This window comes from Aliiglaciecola sp. CAU 1673 (assembly GCF_029223185.1).
In the GTDB taxonomy this organism is placed as follows: Bacteria; Pseudomonadota; Gammaproteobacteria; order Enterobacterales; family Alteromonadaceae; genus Bowmanella.
The window spans coordinates 1-16,740 of the sequence record NZ_JARHUG010000013.1 but is presented as its reverse complement, the minus strand read 5'-3'; the positions used below and the strand labels follow the sequence as shown (position 1 = coordinate 16,740).

14 protein-coding genes and 1 pseudogene are annotated in these 16,740 nt (G+C 50.1%); 7 read left to right on the top strand and 8 right to left on the bottom strand.

Going from position 1 to position 16,740, the window contains the following annotated elements; translation table 11 throughout:
- Positions 1-140 precede the first annotated feature (140 nt).
- The 4 genes from P2G88_RS13055 to P2G88_RS13040 form a co-directional block, all read right to left on the bottom strand.
- A complete protein-coding gene (locus P2G88_RS13055; RefSeq protein WP_275796669.1) occupies positions 141-761 on the bottom strand; it encodes an FKBP-type peptidyl-prolyl cis-trans isomerase in 621 nt (206 codons plus the stop codon).
- A 358-nt stretch (positions 762-1,119) separates the two neighbouring features.
- Positions 1,120-2,289 carry a dipeptidase gene (locus tag P2G88_RS13050; protein WP_275796863.1) on the bottom strand — a complete coding sequence of 390 codons (1,170 nt, stop codon included), beginning with the start codon at positions 2,287-2,289 and terminating at the stop codon, positions 1,120-1,122.
- A 29-nt stretch (positions 2,290-2,318) separates the two neighbouring features.
- Positions 2,319-3,638, bottom strand: a complete 1,320-nt coding sequence (gene pepQ, locus P2G88_RS13045) for a Xaa-Pro dipeptidase (protein WP_275796667.1) — start codon at positions 3,636-3,638, stop codon at positions 2,319-2,321.
- A gap of 93 nt (positions 3,639-3,731) precedes the next feature.
- A complete protein-coding gene (locus tag P2G88_RS13040) occupies positions 3,732-5,666 on the bottom strand; it encodes a transglycosylase SLT domain-containing protein (RefSeq protein WP_275796665.1) in 1,935 nt (644 codons plus the stop codon).
- Between the two features lie 353 nt (positions 5,667-6,019).
- Between P2G88_RS13040 and fadB the strand changes: the two genes are divergently transcribed.
- From fadB to P2G88_RS13025, 3 genes are all read left to right on the top strand, one after another.
- Positions 6,020-8,164: a fatty acid oxidation complex subunit alpha FadB gene (gene fadB / locus P2G88_RS13035; protein ID WP_275796663.1), complete on the top strand. Its 2,145-nt coding sequence runs from the start codon at positions 6,020-6,022 to the stop codon at positions 8,162-8,164.
- 12 nt (positions 8,165-8,176) lie between these two features.
- Positions 8,177-9,340, top strand: a complete 1,164-nt coding sequence (fadA, locus tag P2G88_RS13030) for an acetyl-CoA C-acyltransferase FadA (protein WP_275796661.1) — start codon at positions 8,177-8,179, stop codon at positions 9,338-9,340.
- 296 nt (positions 9,341-9,636) lie between these two features.
- Positions 9,637-10,848 (top strand): cation:proton antiporter, encoded by a 1,212-nt coding sequence (locus P2G88_RS13025; RefSeq protein ID WP_275796659.1) that lies wholly within the window; start codon positions 9,637-9,639, stop codon positions 10,846-10,848.
- A 37-nt stretch (positions 10,849-10,885) separates the two neighbouring features.
- On the opposite strand, the gene P2G88_RS13020 is transcribed toward P2G88_RS13025, so the two are convergent.
- Positions 10,886-11,650, bottom strand: coding sequence for a hypothetical protein (locus P2G88_RS13020; RefSeq protein WP_275796657.1), 765 nt, complete (start codon positions 11,648-11,650; stop codon positions 10,886-10,888).
- A 519-nt stretch (positions 11,651-12,169) separates the two neighbouring features.
- Between P2G88_RS13020 and P2G88_RS13015 the strand changes: the two genes are divergently transcribed.
- From P2G88_RS13015 to P2G88_RS13005, 3 genes are all read left to right on the top strand, one after another.
- On the top strand, positions 12,170-12,829 hold the full coding sequence (locus tag P2G88_RS13015; protein ID WP_275796655.1) for a hypothetical protein: 660 nt from the start codon (positions 12,170-12,172) through the stop codon (positions 12,827-12,829).
- Positions 12,830-13,120: 291 nt separating this feature from the next.
- Positions 13,121-13,414 carry a hypothetical protein gene (locus P2G88_RS13010; protein WP_275796653.1) on the top strand — a complete coding sequence of 98 codons (294 nt, stop codon included), beginning with the start codon at positions 13,121-13,123 and terminating at the stop codon, positions 13,412-13,414.
- Positions 13,411-13,737, top strand: coding sequence for a HigA family addiction module antitoxin (locus tag P2G88_RS13005; protein ID WP_275796651.1), 327 nt, complete (start codon positions 13,411-13,413; stop codon positions 13,735-13,737). The genes P2G88_RS13010 and P2G88_RS13005 overlap by 4 nt, the downstream gene beginning before the upstream one ends.
- Before the next feature lie 114 nt (positions 13,738-13,851).
- Here P2G88_RS13005 and P2G88_RS13000 read toward each other — a convergent pair whose 3' ends face one another.
- The 3 genes from P2G88_RS13000 to P2G88_RS12990 form a co-directional block, all read right to left on the bottom strand.
- Positions 13,852-14,373, bottom strand: coding sequence for a hypothetical protein (locus tag P2G88_RS13000; protein ID WP_275796649.1), 522 nt, complete (start codon positions 14,371-14,373; stop codon positions 13,852-13,854).
- A 221-nt stretch (positions 14,374-14,594) separates the two neighbouring features.
- A complete protein-coding gene (locus tag P2G88_RS12995; RefSeq protein ID WP_275796647.1) occupies positions 14,595-15,014 on the bottom strand; it encodes a VOC family protein in 420 nt (139 codons plus the stop codon).
- A 1-nt stretch (position 15,015) separates the two neighbouring features.
- The gene (locus P2G88_RS12990) at positions 15,016-16,419 is read right to left on the bottom strand and encodes an aldehyde dehydrogenase family protein (protein WP_275796645.1); all 1,404 of its coding nucleotides are present in this window, start codon (positions 16,417-16,419) and stop codon (positions 15,016-15,018) included.
- 182 nt (positions 16,420-16,601) lie between these two features.
- On the opposite strand from P2G88_RS12990, the pseudogene P2G88_RS12985 reads away from it, so the two are divergent.
- A pseudogene (locus P2G88_RS12985) lies at positions 16,602-16,740 on the top strand (IS5/IS1182 family transposase); the annotation flags it as partial.

Sequence of the window (16,740 nt, the reverse complement as noted above, 5' to 3'; positions counted from 1 at the left end):
TTAGTTGGTTGGGAAGTAAAGTTGAATCAGGCTTTTAAGTTAAGAATGAGCAATAAAACACTCAAGATATAGAAAGATAAAGATTTAGCGGGATATGAGAATTAAAAAAAGCGGCCAGTGTGGCCGCTTTAATATCTTGATTAATCAAGAATTTCTAGCAATTCCACATCGAAAATCAAGGTGCTGTATGGTCCGATGGCCCCACCAGCGCCACGCTCACCGTAAGCTAGGTTGTGAGGCACATACAGACGCCATTTTGAACCTGGCTTCATCATTTGCAGAGCTTCGGTCCATCCCTTGATTACGCCACCCACTGGAAACTCAGCTGGCTCTCCGCGCTCATAGGAACTGTCGAATACAGTGCCATCTATTAGAGTTCCATGATAGTGAGTACGTACTGTTGATGAATGTACTGGTGAATCTCCTTCACCTTCTGCAATAATTTCATATTGCAAACCGGAATCGGTAACGGAAACACCTTCTTTCTTGGCATTTTCAGCGAGGAAAGATTCGCCTTGAGCAATATTTTGCTTAAATTGCTCGGCTTTGGCTGCTTCCATACGTTGATGAATTTCATTAAATGCATGGCGTAATTGTTCATTGGTAACGGCGCTGGCTTCGCCTTTGAATGCTGCCGCTAAGCCGTCTTGTACCGCTTCTATGTCGAGGCCTTCGAAAGGATTACCGGCTAATTGCTGGCCCATCTGCAAACCAATACCGTAGCTGGCTTGCGCCTCTACTGTAGAATATGTCTTTGACATGAAAAACCTTTATGGTTGTTACCAACAGCAAATGACCCGCTGGCTGCTGGTGGCAATTAGAATAAGTGCGGATTGGGAAAGGAGTCTAACATCCAGAGACTGGGAAATACAGGAAGGGCCGGTGGTTCAAGCCGGCTTATCCCATTTCTTGAGCTTCTTCAATAAGGCTGATGGCAGGTCAAATGCAGGGAGGCTAGATTCTACATCAGCAATACCAGGCAGCACCGGGACGTTATGCCAAAAAGTATTTGGGGTACTTTCAGGCTGTGAGACATTTTTTGAGGCTTGATTCATAACTCCCCCGGTCTTAAAGAACTTCTTAAGCTCGATAACTATATCGACCAGGGGGGATTTTGCTTTAAGCCTTTTTTGCCTTAGCGGCAATTTCTTCTACCTGACGCCATACACGCAGGAAGTTACCGGATAAAATTTTACCAATTTCGTCTTCCGTATAGCCTCTGTCCAGCAAGCCCTGAATCAGTTTCGGGTAAGCGGAAACGTCCTTAAGATCTCTCGGTAAAGAGTTACCGACCCCGTCAAAGTCAGAACCAATACCAACATGCTCAATGCCTACCAATGCTTTTACATAGTCAATATGGTCCAGCACCATGGTCAATGAAGCAAAGGGATAAGGATCTTTTTCGCGATAGGCCAATTCAAAATCTTCTCGTTTTTCATCGGCAACGCCTTCCTCTTTTAACTTTGCACTGAACCTTTCTCCCCAACTCCTGGCAGTGCTGGAGATAAAGCTGGAACCAAAGTTAATCATGATCACGCCGTCGTTTTCGGCCAGTGCTTTGACCATCTCATCGCTCATATTACGCTCGAACCCCGGAGTAAATTTGCGTAGCGAAGAGTGTGAAGCAATGGCTGGTGCTTTAGACAGTTCCATCACCTGATAAAACGCATCATCAGACACATGGCTGATATCGATCATGATACCCAGACGATTCATCTCTTTGACCAGATCTTTACCAAAAGGACTCAGGCCCTTCCAGGGGCGGCGCAGATCATAAGAGGAATCGGAGATATGGTTGGTCTGAGAGTGAGCCAGGGTGATATAGCGAATGCCCCGGTCATAGAAATGCTTTAGTTTTTCGAAACTACCACCAATAGGGGTGCCATTTTCCATACCCATGGGCAGGGCAATCAGGCCTTTATTGAAAGCGGCTTCCACGTCGGCGACGGAGTGTGCCAGTGCGAACTTATCCGGGGCGCGTCCGACTAAGGCTTCCATACTATCAATCAGCTTGTCTGCCAGAAGATCGCCGCCGCCACTCTTTTCATAGCTGGCGGGAATATAAATGGACATAAACGGCGCATTCAAGCCACCTTTTACGGCTCGGGGATAATCAAAGTCGCCCTTTTCGGTTGCCCTGGTCACATCTTCCCATTCTTCGGTAAGACGGTAAGGCACGTCGATATGGCTATCGACAATGATATTGTCTTTAGCCAGGCGCAGGGCCCGCTCAGACACTTCTGCACTATAACTGGCGCCAGAAACGACAGCCAGCGCCAACAAAGACATCAAGGCGTTTTTCACCACATTTTTCCTTCTTAATCCAGCGCCAGATCGCGGGTCATGTTTTCATTCTTCTCACGGTGCACAATCACGTTATCTTCGATACGGATGCCACCAAAGGGCCTGAAGCTGTCTACCTTATCCCAGTTTATGTACTTGGACTGCTCGCTGCCTTTAAGGTCGGCCAGCAAGCTATCAATGAAATATAAGCCTGGCTCAACGGTAAAGACTTGCCTGGCTTCTACTACACGGGTAGTGCGCAGGAAGGGATGTTCTGCCGGTGGTGGCTGTGGTGTGCCTCTGTCATCCGCCATCAGGCCACCCATATCATGCACTTGCAACCCCAGGTGGTGGCCGACGCCATGGGGGAAGAAGGTGCTACTGATGCCTTGGCTGACGACGTCTTCGGCATTGAGGTTAACCAGGCCGAAGACCTTCAACAATTGGGCAATCTTGTTGTGTGCGGCAAATTGCAGATCAGGATAGGGAATGCCGGGCTTAAGCATATCCACCAAATCCAATGTCACTTGATCCAGCGCCAGGATCAAATCGGCAAACTCATTCTTTTCCCTGGCATAGGTGCGGGTGATGTCAGCCGCATAACCATGAAAGTGGGCGCCGGCATCTATCAGGAAAGAACGAAATGCTGAGGGTTTTTCTACATCCACTGTCATATTGTGCAGAATGGCGGCATTTTCATTGAGTGCAATGATATTGTTGTAAGGCACTTCATTGGCACCCTGACCCACGGCCTGCAGGTACGCCAGATTAATCTCAAACTCGCTCTTTTCTTCCATAAATGCAGCTTTGGCAGCACGATGGCCAGCTACGGCAAGTTTGTTAGCTTCACGCATGCACGCCAGCTCGTAATCGGTCTTATAGGCGCGGTGATAATGAAGATAGTGCAGTACACGGTCGGGATTGATCAGTTCAAAGCCCAGGGCCCTGGCCACCTCAATATATTCGCCCACATAGGCATGGCGTGTTTTGTCATAAGGCAGGTGTTTTTCAACCTGATCAGCCTTGGCCAGCAGTACAATATCAAAATGCTCAGCCCAAAAAGCGGTCGGGGCTGGTGGTACTTTGTGCCAGAAGTCCTTGGGACGATAAAAAATCAGCTTGGGTTTGTCACTGCCGTTAACAATCAGCCAGCAATTGGGGTTGTCCAACACCGGCAACCAGGCTTTGAACTGCGGGTTAACATGAAATGGGTAATCCATGTCATCCAGAAACTGGCGCTTGGCTTGACCAGAATGGATAACCAGGCCATCTATGCCTTCGCGTTGAAGTGCTTCGTGCGTGCGTGACTGTAGTTCAGCCAGGTGTTGAGGATACAAAGAAGCGAGAGGTTGCATACGGGCTCCACGGCTTGTGAATTTGCCCAGTACACTACCATAGGCGCAGTCTTGCTGTTAAGCCGCTGAACCCTGTAAACCAGTGATTAACCGCTATTTAGCGACCATATCCGCTGAAATCTGCATGGTCGCCAGGTCCCGGAACATGTTTTGGTCTTCCCCTAAGCGCTGCTTATAAATCTGCTTATAGGCCAGCACTGCTTTTACATAGTTGCGTGTTTCTTTATAGGGGATGGTTTCCACCCACAGATCCAGCGGCATATCTTCTTTGGGCAGCCATTTCTTCACGCGACCCCATCCGGCATTGTAGGCCGCGGTGGCCAGAACCGGGTTGTCATGCATCTTTTCCATAAGATATTTCAGGTAGCGAGTACCCATTTCCACGTTCTGCCCAGGATCATACAGAATATCGTTGCTAACGCTTCGTTTGGCCAGATACTTGGCCGTATCAGGCATCAGTTGCATCAGACCCTTGGCACCCACGCTCGAATTGGCATCCACCATAAAGGAACTCTCGCGCCTTGCAATGGCAAAGGCCCAGGCCGGATCAATATGGTTTTTCTTGGCGCTGCCCACCAATTGCTGGTCGAAAGCCAAGGGGAAGCGACGTTTCACGTCATCCATATAGCCCAAGCGGCCAAAGGTAAAAATGGCTTGATCGTGCCAACCCCAGCTATCGGCCAGAACAGCCGATGCCAACCCCTGTTCCTGATTTAACCTGGATTGCATCTGCATCCATTCGCGTCGCGCTTCGGTAAGGCGTTCCAAGGCTAAAAATTCTTTTGCGCGCCTGGCCGCCGGCAAGTTGGCAACCGAGTCCAGCAGTTCCTTCGAGGCCTGCACCGGGTGGTCTTTCATGTTGGGGTCTTTGGCCAGCTTGCCACTGGCCATAAAGCCGTAGTAATGACGCGCGTCAGAGAGTTGATTGAAGTGCTTGCTAGCCAATTCCGGTGCTTTTAGCTGTTCATAGCTGCGAGCCAGCCAGTATTGGCTGGAGTGATCGGCCTCTAAATTAGGCTTGGCCATCTCGATCACATCCACTACTTGTTGCCAGTTGTTGTTACGCAGCACATGGGTTAAATGCCAGCGCAGTAACTCCTCATCGGCATTATGGCGAATGGCTTTTTCCAGCCAGAATTGCGCCTGTGGATGGTTGTCCGATGCCAGGGCGATAGCAAAGGTATGGGCTACGTCTTGTTCTTCATCATCGCGAAAGCGGAACTTGTTTGTGCTTTGTTGCCAGGTTTTGAGTGCCAGGGCATCGTCGCGCCACACCAGGCGTTTGAGCGCATAAACCAGTATCTGTTTTTCCCGCTGGGGATTTTTTAGCGGAAATTGTGAAAGCTTGCTAACACTTGCTGGATTACGACGGGCGTTCAACCACAAATCGCCCAAATATTGCTGTTTGGCAGGCAATAAAGACTTTAAGTACGGGACCAACGTATGGTCACCACCATCAGCTGCCAGGACCAGGCGCTGCCATACCATCTCTTCACTGCGTTGTCCGGCCGCTGTCCATTGTTTAAAGGCAGGATCACAGGCCTTGTGCTGGGACTTGCCTACCAGCCAAAGTTCACTGATTAGCTGATAAGTCGCTTCTTTGTGTTTGCCTTGGGCAAGGCGGTAATAAACGTAGGTACAGCGCAAATAGTCATCGTTGACATCTTTGTAGTAGTCCAGAAAACGATTCTGATCGCCACGCTTGGCTAGGTACTCCAACCATTGTTTGCGTAAGGGCTTTTCCAACGGACTAAAGGCGTGTTCATCCAAAAAGGCGGCAATGTCTTTTTCTTTTTTCAGTGACAAGGTGCTGAGCAGGGCGCGTTGCTGAAGATATGGCAGCAAGGGGTAGTTTTTAAGTTGCGCAACTGCCTGGCGATAATTTTGGCTGTCTGGATGATAGCTCCAACGTTCAGCATCCAAAAATACTTTTCGCTGTTCTTGTAAAGGCGCCTGAGACCAGGCAAACCCTGGCAGCAGCAGAACAACCAGCAAAAGATGCTTTCGAACGGAGACTCGCAAAAACACGATCACCTACCTGCGCAACGCGCTTACCAAACCAATCGTCTAAATACCCTCTTCCCAAAGCATTTTTTTGCAGGGAAGACTTTCAGTTTACTGCTCAATACTGCTGTAGAACAGGGGATCACCTCATTATATTTAACAGAGGTAATAGTGTGAGGTGTAAAAGAGAGCCCACGAACTTTGCTTATCTTATTGAATCATAGTGCTTTGTAATTAGACGTCAGGGTTATTTAAACGAACGTTTGAATTTGTGTTGAAATTTACCCCGCTATCAACAAGAATTGAGCGACCCTACAACCCGTCGGTTTGATCCGCGCAGCATTGTTAATGCGCGAAAACGGCCAAAGGAGAATAATATGATTTACCAAGGCAAGAGCCTGTTTGCCTCATTGATTGAGGACGGCATTGCGGAAGTGGTGTTCGACGCACCAGGCTCAGTCAACAAATTTGACCAGCAGACCGTGAACGAATTAGAAGAGCTTTGCCAGGCGCTGCGCGCGCACAGCGCGATTAAAGGTGCTGTGGTGCGCTCTGCCAAAGGCGCTTTTATCGTCGGTGCAGATATTACCGAATTCAACGCGCTGTTCGCCCTTGAGGACGCAGAAGTGCAGGCTTGGGTTGCCAAGACCTCTCAGGTCTTCGATCACTTCGAAGATCTGCCTTTCCCAACCGTCGCGGCCATTAACGGCTTTGCCTTAGGTGGCGGTTGTGAAATGACCCTGGCCTGTGACCTGCGTGTAGCAGATACCACTGCCCGCATCGGTTTGCCTGAAGTAAAACTGGGCCTGATGCCCGGCTTCGGCGGTACCGTACGTCTGCCTCGTGTGATTGGTGCCGACAACGCGCTGGAGTGGATGACCACAGGTCGTGACCGTAAAGCTCAACAAGCGCTGAATGAAGGTGCGATAGACGCTGTTGTTGCCCCGGAAAAATTGCGTGAAGCGGCCCTGGGCACCCTTAAACAAGCGATTGCCGGCAAGATTGACTGGCAAGGTCGCCGCCAGCAGAAGAAATCACCTCTGCATTTAAATGCCAACGAGTCGATGATGAGTTTTGCTACTGCCAAAGCCATGGTCGCCGCCCAGGCCGGCAAGCACTATCCGGCACCGCACATGATGGTAGACACTGTGGCCAAGGCCGCGTCTATGGATCGAGACGGTGCCCTGAAGCTCGAAAACCAGGGTTTTGTGAAACTGGCCAAGACCGATGCTGCCACTGCTCAAATCGGTATCTTTACTGCCGACCAACTGGTCAAAGGCAAGGGCAAAAAAGCCGCCAAAGCCGCCAGCAAAGAGATCAAACAAGCTGCCGTATTGGGAGCCGGCATTATGGGCGGTGGTATCGCCTATCAGTCAGCTGTGACCGGTACGCCCACTGTGATGAAGGATATTCGTCAGGAAGCGCTGGAACTGGGCCTGAATGAAGCGGCCAAGATCCTGGGTAAAGGCATGGAGCGCGGCAAGGTTGACGCTAAAACCCTGGCTAAGACGTTAAACAATATTGTCCCCAGCCTCGAGTACAGCGCCATTAAAGGTGCAGATATCGTGATTGAAGCCGTGGTGGAAAATCCCAAGGTCAAAGGCGCGGTACTTAAGGAAACCGAACAGGCAGTGGCCGCTGATGCCATTATTTGCTCTAACACCTCGACCATTTCGATCAATTCTCTGGCCGAGAGCCTTGAGCACCCTGAACGCTTCTGCGGTATGCACTTCTTTAACCCCGTGCATAAGATGCCATTGGTGGAAATTATCCGTGGTGAGAAAACCTCCGATGAAACCATCGCTAACGTGGTGGCTTACTCGCTGAAGATGGGTAAAACCCCGATTGTCGTGAATGACTGCCCCGGATTCCTGGTCAACCGTGTGTTGTTCCCTTACTTCGCCGGTTTCAGCCAGTTGCTGCTTGATGGCGCCGACTTTGTCGCCGTGGACAAGGTTATGGAGAAGATTTTCGGCTGGCCTATGGGCCCGGCGTACCTGCTTGATGTGGTGGGTATTGATACTGCCGATCACGCCGCCGATGTCATGGCCGCTGGTATTCCTGAGCGTATGCAGCGCATCGGTAACGACCCGATTCAGCATCTGTACAAAGCCGGTCGCCTGGGTCAGAAAAATGGCAAAGGCTTCTACAACTTTGGCGTGGACAAGCGTGGTAAGCCCATCAAGGAAGCCGCAGCCGAGGCCTATGAGCTGATCAATATTCCGCGCAAGGAGATGGAGTCTGAGGAAATCATCGCCCGTTTGATGATCCCAATGGTCAACGAGTCTGTGCGCTGTCTGGAAGAAGGCATTGTCGCCAGCGCTGCCGAAACCGATATGGCGCTGCTGTATGGATTGGGCTTCCCTCCGTTCCGCGGCGGTGTGTTCCGTTACCTGGAAACCATGGGTCTGGGCAATTTCGTGGCCCTGGCTGACAAGTACGCCCATTTGGGCCCCATTTATCAAGTCACCGACGGATTGCGCGAAATGGCCGCATCCGGTAACTCGTATTTCGGACAATAAGGAGCACGACCCATGAAAGACGTGGTAATAGTAGATTGCATCCGTACCCCCATGGGGCGTTCAAAGGGTGGCGTGTTCCGTAATGTGCGTGCCGAGACCCTGTCGGCTCATTTGATGACCACTTTGCTTAAGCGTAATCCTAATCTGGATCCCGCTGAGATTGATGACATCATCTGGGGCTGCGTGCAGCAAACCAAAGAGCAGGGCTTTAACATTGCCCGTAACGCGCAGTTGCTGACCAGCATTCCCCGCAGTGTGTCGGCAGTCACCGTCAACCGTTTGTGTGGTTCTTCCATGCAGGCACTGCATGATGCGGCCACCAATATCATGGCCGGTCAGGGTGATGTGTATATGATTGGCGGTGTGGAGCATATGGGTCACGTACCCATGGACTTCAATATCGACTTCCACCCAGGTTTGGCCAAATACACTGCGCGCGCCTCCGGTAGCATGGGTATGACCGCCGAACTGCTGGGTCGTCAAAACGGCATTACCCGTGAGATGCAGGATGCCTTTGGCGCCCGCTCTCACCAGCGTGCTTACAAGGCACAGATGGAAGGTCGCTGGGCCAATGAGATCGCCGCTATTGAAGGTCATGACGCCGACGGCGCTCTGACCCTGGTGGATTTTGACGAAGTGATCCGTCCGGAAACCACGGTTGAAACCCTCTCTGCCCTGCGTCCGGTATTCGATCCGGTGAATGGCACTGTGACCGCGGGTACGGCGTCTGCCATTTCCGACGGTGCTTCTGCCATGTTGGTAATGTCAGCCGAACGCGCCAAGGCTTTGGGCCTGACCCCGCGGGTGAAAATCCGTGCCATGGGCGTAGCTGGTTGTGATGCTGCCATCATGGGCTTTGGTCCGGTACCGGCCACGCAAAAGGCGCTGAAGAAAGCCGGCATGACCATGGACGATATCGAGATTGCCGAGTTTAATGAAGCCTTCGCTGCCCAGGCACTCTCCTGTATCAAACAGTTGGGCTGGCTTGACAGCTATGACGAGAAGGTCAACCTCAACGGCGGCGCAATCGCCTTGGGGCACCCGCTGGGCTGCTCCGGCGCACGTATCTCCGGTACCCTGATCAACCTGATGGAAGCCAACAACAAATCTGTTGGCCTGGCCACCATGTGTATCGGTCTGGGACAGGGGATCGCTACCATCTTTGAAAGGGTATAGGACATAGGCCCATTCGAAGTGAAGAGGCGCCTGCGGGCGCCTTTTCTTTGTACGCTATTTGAACCACAGAGACACCGAGAGCACAGAGAAAAGAAGACTGAATGCAGTCATACCCGCGTGTAGTAAGCGGGAACATTCCCTCATATCGCCAGAAAGAACATTTCCAGCAGATCCGGTCTCCGTCACTCCCACATGCCGTTAGTGGGAGTCCATAGCAAATAAAGACAGCATGGAGCAGTTATTGCTTTGAAGATAACTGCTAAACTGGTCACTACCTCCTTGCTAATCAATCGGTTATGCACGCCATCACCCTCACCGAAATCTTCCTGATTGCCATGCTGATTATCTTCAGCCTGCCATATCTGATATGGCGGTTGCTGAAAACCGACTATTGGATGCCGCTGGTGGTGGTGCAGATCATTACCGGTATCCTGCTGGGACCGGGTATTTTGGGCGCCGCTTACCCTGAGTATTACCAGTTTGTATTTAACCCGCAGGTGATCCAGGCCTTAAACGGTATTGCCTGGTGGGCAGTGATGATTTTCGTGTGGATTGCCGGCATTGAGCTGGATCTCAGCCAAGCCTGGAAGTACCGGCGGGAAAGCGGCATTGCCGCCGGCCTGGCCCTTGGCACACCATTGCTGCTGGGTAGTTTTGCGGGGCTGGTGTTATTGCAAATGGGCGATGGTTGGATGGGAGAAAAGGGTACATCCTGGCAATTTACCCTCGGTGTGGGCATGGCTTGTGCGGTAACCGCATTACCTATCCTGATCCTGCTAATGGAAAAGATGCAGATCCTGCGCGAACCCATTGGCCAGCGCATTTTGCGTTATGCCAGTTTGGATGATATCGCTATCTGGGCGGTGCTGGCGCTTATTCTGCTGGACTGGGAAAGGGTAGGACGACAGGGCCTGTTCTTAGTGGGCTTTGCCCTGTTCACCATTGCATTGCGGAAGCTGATGCAGTGTGTCACCGAAACCGATCGCTGGTATATCGGCTTTATTTGGCTGGCCCTTTGTGGCCTGGTCGCCGATTGGGCCGGTCTGCACTTTATGGTAGGGGCTTTTTTGGCAGGAGTGGTGATTGACAGCCATTGGTTTAAACAAGAGGACATGGATAAGCTGCGCTACTTTGTGCTGCTGATTGTGATGCCGGTATTTTTTCTAAGTACCGGGCTTCGCACCAACTGGGAAGTGGGTGGGGCAGCAGTCTTTCTCGCTGCCGGATTACTGCTTTTAGCTCAGGCAGTGGGTAAGCTCGCTGGTGTGCATATGGCCGGCAAGATCCTCAAATGGAAGAAAGGTGAAGCCAGCATTATTGGCTGGCTGTTGCAAACCAAGGCGTTGATTATGATTATCTTTGCCAATGTATTGTTGGATAAACAGATTATTACCAGCGAAACCTTTACCGCGCTGCTGATTATGGCGGTGGTCAGCACCATGTTGACGGTGCCTATGGTCACCCCGCGACTTAAACGTTTGCGTGAACTGGTGTCCCGCTCTTCGTAATATCCAGTTGGCTTATAGGCCTGTTCAAACAGCACCATTAGGCACGGTGGCGAGAAGCCTCTGTACCTGTATTTAGCCAGCTGTAAAGTTTGCGCAATCCTGCGCGAGATTGGCAAAGATCCATCGGAGAGCGTTGGAATTCGGCTAATGGTGTCACAAACCAATCGCGCAAAGCATTGGTATCATTGTCTAACTGACACAGCATTAGTCGCTCCAAAATAACCAGGTGCTGAATGGCCGCGATGGCCTCTTTTGACAGCATGCTTGTAGTACCCAGTAAGGCAGTGACGGGCAAACCGATTAGGCGCTCAATAGACGCCGGTGTAAAACCCAGCAAATTGGCAGAGGCGAGAAACTCTTCCAGCAAGTTTTCTCTATTATTGGGAGGCAAGAGGGGGAGTACCTTGAACTCGGCGTTTACCTGTTTTTCCTGCAACTTTTCTGCAAAAAATGCCAGCAACGCGTGTTCATCTTTCGAGACTTTAAAAGGTATTTTAATACTACCGTCTTTAGGCAATGCGAAGGCATTGACCAGCACGTTACTGTGCTTAACGCCGACAGCACAGCACCCCAACTGATCGAGCAATTGATATTTCTTAATTAGTGCGTGGATTGCATCAGGAGTAATGCCGGCATCCGTTGAAGGTTTTTGATACCAGCACCAATGCTTGAGTGCGCCAGCTTTAGCGACTACGTCTGCGACAATAGCTCTGATGCCGACAGCGGAAAAGGCACCAGTATATTCGCTGACGATAAGATGACCTTCAAGCCAGTTTTTGAACTTCCCATCTTTACCACTCATGCTCATCGTCTCCACAATCATGCCTTGTGGGCATGCTTTACATCTGCGGCCAATGTCATGGGCCTCGGCGGTTCAGCAACCCTTCGCTACACAGCAAAAAGACTTATTGAAGCTTAACCGGGGCCTTTGCATCTAAGCACAAATAATGACCTACTTTGTCTAACCACACTAGAGGAAAACAGGGGTTTTTTATTTAGAGCAGCAAAGTATACAAGTAGAAACCACCCTGTTCCGTAAGCTGGAGTCGGTCACCAATATCAGCGCCGGCGCCTGGCTGCATTATCAGACCGCCTATGACTTGTATAAAACCGCCAATATGAATCTGGAAAAGAAGCCTATTTACCGTTTTGGATAGTTGGGGATTAACCATGGAGACACAGAGAGTCGAATGCCGAATACATTGCCTGAAGCCATCGTTAGTGATACTTGATGGCTTGATTGAACCAGTCACAGCCGAACAGTTTTTTATTGCCTGTAATAGCGATAAAGTAGGCTAACGGATTCTTTTATAAAGTATTTATGCAGTTATACGAACCCAAAAGCCAACTTGGAGCGGTATTGGATTTTTGTCGGGGCAATCCTGGCTTCACGCTTTCCATTGCTTATGTATTGCTGACCCTTTGTGGCATTTTCTACAGCGATGGCTTTTATTCTGAGTTTTCTATCCCCTACCTTAAGCTTGCGGAAACCAGCGACCTGCTGATAGTGGGAATTGGCGAACCCGCTTCGCTACTTATGTTCGCTGGGGCGTTGTTGCTTGCGTTGGCCTTCGATTATATGTCGGTGTGGTCTTTCAATAAGCGAAAACAATGGGCACAACAGCCTGTAACCTGGCGCGTAAAAATGCACAAGGTGCTTTTCTATCTGCCTAAATACCGGGAGTCGGTGATTGCCTGGATTGTCCTTATCTTTGTTATCTACACCTTTTTATTCGTTGGTTTGTACGCCAATTGGCAGGCAAACCGTGTAAAAAGCGGCTTAGGTAACAGCGTGCTGGTTACTGCCAACGAAAACCAGGGCGAGCAATCCTTTATGCTGCTCGGCTCAACCGCCAACTATGTGTTTTTATATTCACAAGCACAGCAACAGGCTTCCATTCTGCCGGTGCAAAGCCTGTCTCTGATGAAACCGGCTGACAGCTTGAATACGCAACCTCAGCAACAGCAACGCTCTGAATAACCGGAATTCCTCGAAGTCTGCTGATGCTTCTGGATTGAACCACGGAGACACAGAGATCACAGAGGTGAGATAAAAGGGGGCCCCGTCTAATCGCTGATATGGCAGGCAGCTATCTTGCAAGGATTAGCAGGGACGACTCAACCTAAAACGACAATATTTCCCCTCTCGGTGCCCTCTGTGTCTCCGTGGTTCAAAAATCAACTAGCAGATAACGGGCGTCTTTAATCCCTTATTTTGAGAAAAATTACCTTTGAGGTAATATTACCTCTAAGGTAATTGCGGCAGGTAAGCATGGCAATTAAGACAATTCAAAGTGCAAAGTTACGACGGCTTTGGGAGTGGCACGATTTATCGGTGCTTCCCGGCACTTATCGGTTTGAGGTGGAAAATATCTTGTTTGACCTGGATGCGGCGCAGTGCATCGATGATCTAAGGGATATTGGTGCTATCCAATATGATCCCCAGCATGCCGATGCCTGGTCGGTGACTGTCACGGTCAACAATGTGGAGCCTTGTGCCGCTGTCACCTGCCACTTCTGGCAGGGCGATGTTTATAATCTTGACCTTCGGGAGTACAACCCATGATCCCCGCATTTGTCAGCCAATCTCCTGAGGCCAGCAGGCCAGAACATTTGTATCGCCCCCATCCCGGTGAGGTGTTTAAGCGTCGCTGCTTAAGTAAAACAGAACTGACTCAAAAAGAAGTGGCGGAGAAGATGGGTATTTCCCCCAAGCACCTGTCGCGTTTTATCAACGGCCATGTGCAGGTGGAAATCACCCTGGCCCGTAAGCTGGAGTCGGTCACCAATATCAGCGCCGGCGCCTGGCTGCATTACCAAACCGCCTATGACTTGTATAAAACTGCCAATATGAACCTGGAAAAGAAGCCTATTTACCGTTTTGGGTAGTTTGGGATTAACCACAGAGGCACAGAGAGCACGGAGCGGAGAAAAGGGTCGGCCATTTAGTTTGTTTCTTACCACTATTATTTGGCGGCTAAAATTAGCCGCTAACAATTCAGGTTATAAAACAGCCACATAAGTAATGCAGTAGCTTATCTCTGTAGGGGTTTCTTCATTTAAACGTAACGGGATATATTTAATTTCAACTTCTTTATTATTGAAACCTGTATATCCTAATAAATCTTGATAACAAGAGTCTGGAAGATACTTATCGTAGATAGGAACGATCCTCCAAATGGTGGTATTTCCTATCTCAATGGTTTCGTATAGCTGTCGTCCTCTTCTTGATCTTGCCGCAGTAACGTTCCCTTTCAGTACCTCAGCATCCTGGGACACCAGATACTCTTTATCCCACTTAGAGTTAAACATAACCTCGTCTAACCCAAGCAGGAGTGTCGAAATTATAAAAAAAATCGCAAGGGCACCTGTGAAAACAATACCTTTTTTAATACTGAAACGAAGCTTTACTGAAACTAAATAACCAACAGATCCAAATATTATTACGCCGGGGAGCATCCAAAGTAATTGAATATAACTTTGCCCCCCGTCTGTTTCTCCATACAAGTTAAATATTATTTCCAATGTTGCTTCTCAGTAAAATTCCGATAGCTATACCAGGTATAAAAAGTCTTGCCGAATAGACCAAAATTGATTGTAGTTTGGCTAAATTCCAGTGTCTACTGATGTAGACCACTGGAAATTAAACGGAATCAAATGGGGATAAATCCAAATAAAATGATAACCGTTTACATCTTTCCTCTGTGCCCTCTGTGCCCTCTGTGTCTCCGTGGTTCAAATCACAATCAACGGGCAAATAACTGCCCCATATCCTTAAACGCCTTAAACTCCAGGGCATTGCCGGCGGGATCGTGAAAGAACATGGTGGCTTGTTCGCCTACCTGACCCTTAAAGCGGATATAGGGCTCAATCACAAAAGCTGTGTTGGCGGCTTTTAGGCGCTCGGCCAGTTGTTCCAAGTCGTTCCAGGCTAGCACTACCCCAAAATGGGGCACCGGTACGGCGTGGCTATCCACTTCGTTGTGGGCGGGGGCGCTGGGCATTTGCGCGACCAGATGGGTGACCAACTGGTGGCCATAGAAATTCCAGTCAATCCACTGCTCGCTAAAGCGGCCCATTTCACAGCCCAGCAGTTCGCCATAGAAGGCTTTAGCTTGGCCAAGGTCATTGACCGGTATGGCCAGATGAAAAGGTTGTACGTTCATATCAGCCGACTCGCTTTAACCATTTGAGTTTATGGGCATTAAAGGGCGGGTAACGCCAGTTAATATCAAACCAGGTGCTGCGCTTCATCACTGCCTTGAGGTGACTAAAGGTATCAAAGCCCCATTGGCCATGATAAGCGCCCATACCGCTATTACCTACGCCGCCAAAGGGCAGCTCGGCATTGGTCATAAACATCATGGCATCGTTAATACAGACGCTACCGGCGCTGGTATTTTCCAGCACCTGCTGCTCTAACTGGGATGAGCCGGTAAAGAGATACAGCGCCAGCGGCTTATGGCGGGCATTAATAAAGGCCACGCTCTGTTCGATGGTTTCCAGCGGCACTATGGGCAATATAGGGCCGAAGATCTCTTCTTGCATCAAGGCACTGTCTTTGGGCGGGTTGAGTACTATGGTCGGGGCCATATAGCGGGCATCTCTATCCATCTGGCCGCCATAAGTCACATCCACCCCATTGAGATAGCCTGCGATGCGGTCAAAATGGCGCTGGTTGATAATGCGGCCATAGTCAGAACTTTTTGCCGGGTCGTCGCCGTAGAAGTCCTTTAGTTTGGCCTTAATGGCCTCAATCAACTTATCGGCAAAGGCTTTTTCCACCAACACATAGTCCGGGGCAATACAGGTTTGCCCCACATTCATCCATTTGGCCCAGGCAATACGCGATGCGGTGACCTCCAAATCACAGTCGCTTGCCACTATACAGGGGCTTTTTCCGCCTAATTCCAGGGTTACCGGAGTCAGGTGCTCGGCCGCGGCGCGCATCACGATTTTGCCTACCGCTTCGCCACCGGTATACAGAATATGGTCAAAGCGCTGCTTGAGGACCTCGGTGGTTTCCGGCACGCCGCCTTCAACCACGGCAAAGGCGTCGCGATCCAGGTATTTGGGGATAAGTTTGGCAATCAGCGCCGAAGTATTGGGGGCAAGCTCCGAGGGTTTAATGAGTGCACAGTTCCCCGCGGCGATGGCGGGGATCAGTGGCGCCAGGGTTAGCTGAAAAGGATAATTCCAGGCGCCGATAATCAGCACCACGCCTTTGGGATCGGGTTGGATATAGCTTTTGCCCGGCATCGCGATAATAGGGGTGGAAACACGACGCGGCTTGCTCCATTTGCCCAAATGGGAAATGGCATGATCGATTTCACTGATCAAAAAGCCCACTTCTGAGGTCCAGCTTTCCAACTGGCATTTCCCCAAATCGGCTTTAAGCGCCGCCATGATCTCTTCTTCGCGCTCACTGGCCAGACGCTTAAGCTGCTCCAACTGGGTCTTTCGCCAGGCTAAAGGCCGGGTGAGACCCGAGGCAAAACTGGTAGATAAATGCTTTACGGTGGAAGCAATAGCGGAGAGGGTTTGTTCGGCAGTTTGGGGCTGAGCTTGCATGCTGAATACACTTGATGAACCTGGCACTAACTTAAGTGATTAGACCAGAAGCTGCAAGGTCATAAGCGATTAGCTGTCAAAACAAAAAAGCCGCTGAAAGCGGCTTTCAGACTGTTGAAAAAGGCCTGGACGCAGATCCAGGCCTTTGATCTAATGAGCATAGTGAACAACATGGATTCACCATGCTTAGAGACAAACCCCCCCAACAATATGAACTAGAAATGGTCGCCATTGACCAGCTCGTACCGCAGGACCACTTGGTTCGCCTGATTGACCTAGCCATTGATTTTGAATTTATCCGCGACAAGGTAGCGCATTTGT

What these genes read in the sequence shown, in the direction of transcription:
- P2G88_RS13005 (WP_275796651.1), top strand. Translation starts at nt 13,411, where the DNA reads ATGATCCCCGCATTTGTCAGCCAATCTCCTGAGGCCAGCAGGCCAGAA.
- P2G88_RS13010 (WP_275796653.1), top strand. Translation starts at nt 13,121, where the DNA reads ATGGCAATTAAGACAATTCAAAGTGCAAAGTTACGACGGCTTTGGGAG.
- fadA (WP_275796661.1), top strand. Translation starts at nt 8,177, where the DNA reads ATGAAAGACGTGGTAATAGTAGATTGCATCCGTACCCCCATGGGGCGT.
- P2G88_RS13020 (WP_275796657.1), bottom strand. Translation starts at nt 11,650, where the DNA reads ATGAGTGGTAAAGATGGGAAGTTCAAAAACTGGCTTGAAGGTCATCTT.
- pepQ (WP_275796667.1), bottom strand. Translation starts at nt 3,638, where the DNA reads ATGCAACCTCTCGCTTCTTTGTATCCTCAACACCTGGCTGAACTACAG.
- P2G88_RS13025 (WP_275796659.1), top strand. Translation starts at nt 9,637, where the DNA reads ATGCACGCCATCACCCTCACCGAAATCTTCCTGATTGCCATGCTGATT.
- fadB (WP_275796663.1), top strand. Translation starts at nt 6,020, where the DNA reads ATGATTTACCAAGGCAAGAGCCTGTTTGCCTCATTGATTGAGGACGGC.
- P2G88_RS12990 (WP_275796645.1), bottom strand. Translation starts at nt 16,419, where the DNA reads ATGCAAGCTCAGCCCCAAACTGCCGAACAAACCCTCTCCGCTATTGCT.
- P2G88_RS12995 (WP_275796647.1), bottom strand. Translation starts at nt 15,014, where the DNA reads ATGAACGTACAACCTTTTCATCTGGCCATACCGGTCAATGACCTTGGC.
- P2G88_RS13055 (WP_275796669.1), bottom strand. Translation starts at nt 761, where the DNA reads ATGTCAAAGACATATTCTACAGTAGAGGCGCAAGCCAGCTACGGTATT.
- P2G88_RS13015 (WP_275796655.1), top strand. Translation starts at nt 12,170, where the DNA reads ATGCAGTTATACGAACCCAAAAGCCAACTTGGAGCGGTATTGGATTTT.
- P2G88_RS13050 (WP_275796863.1), bottom strand. Translation starts at nt 2,289, where the DNA reads ATGTCTTTGTTGGCGCTGGCTGTCGTTTCTGGCGCCAGTTATAGTGCA.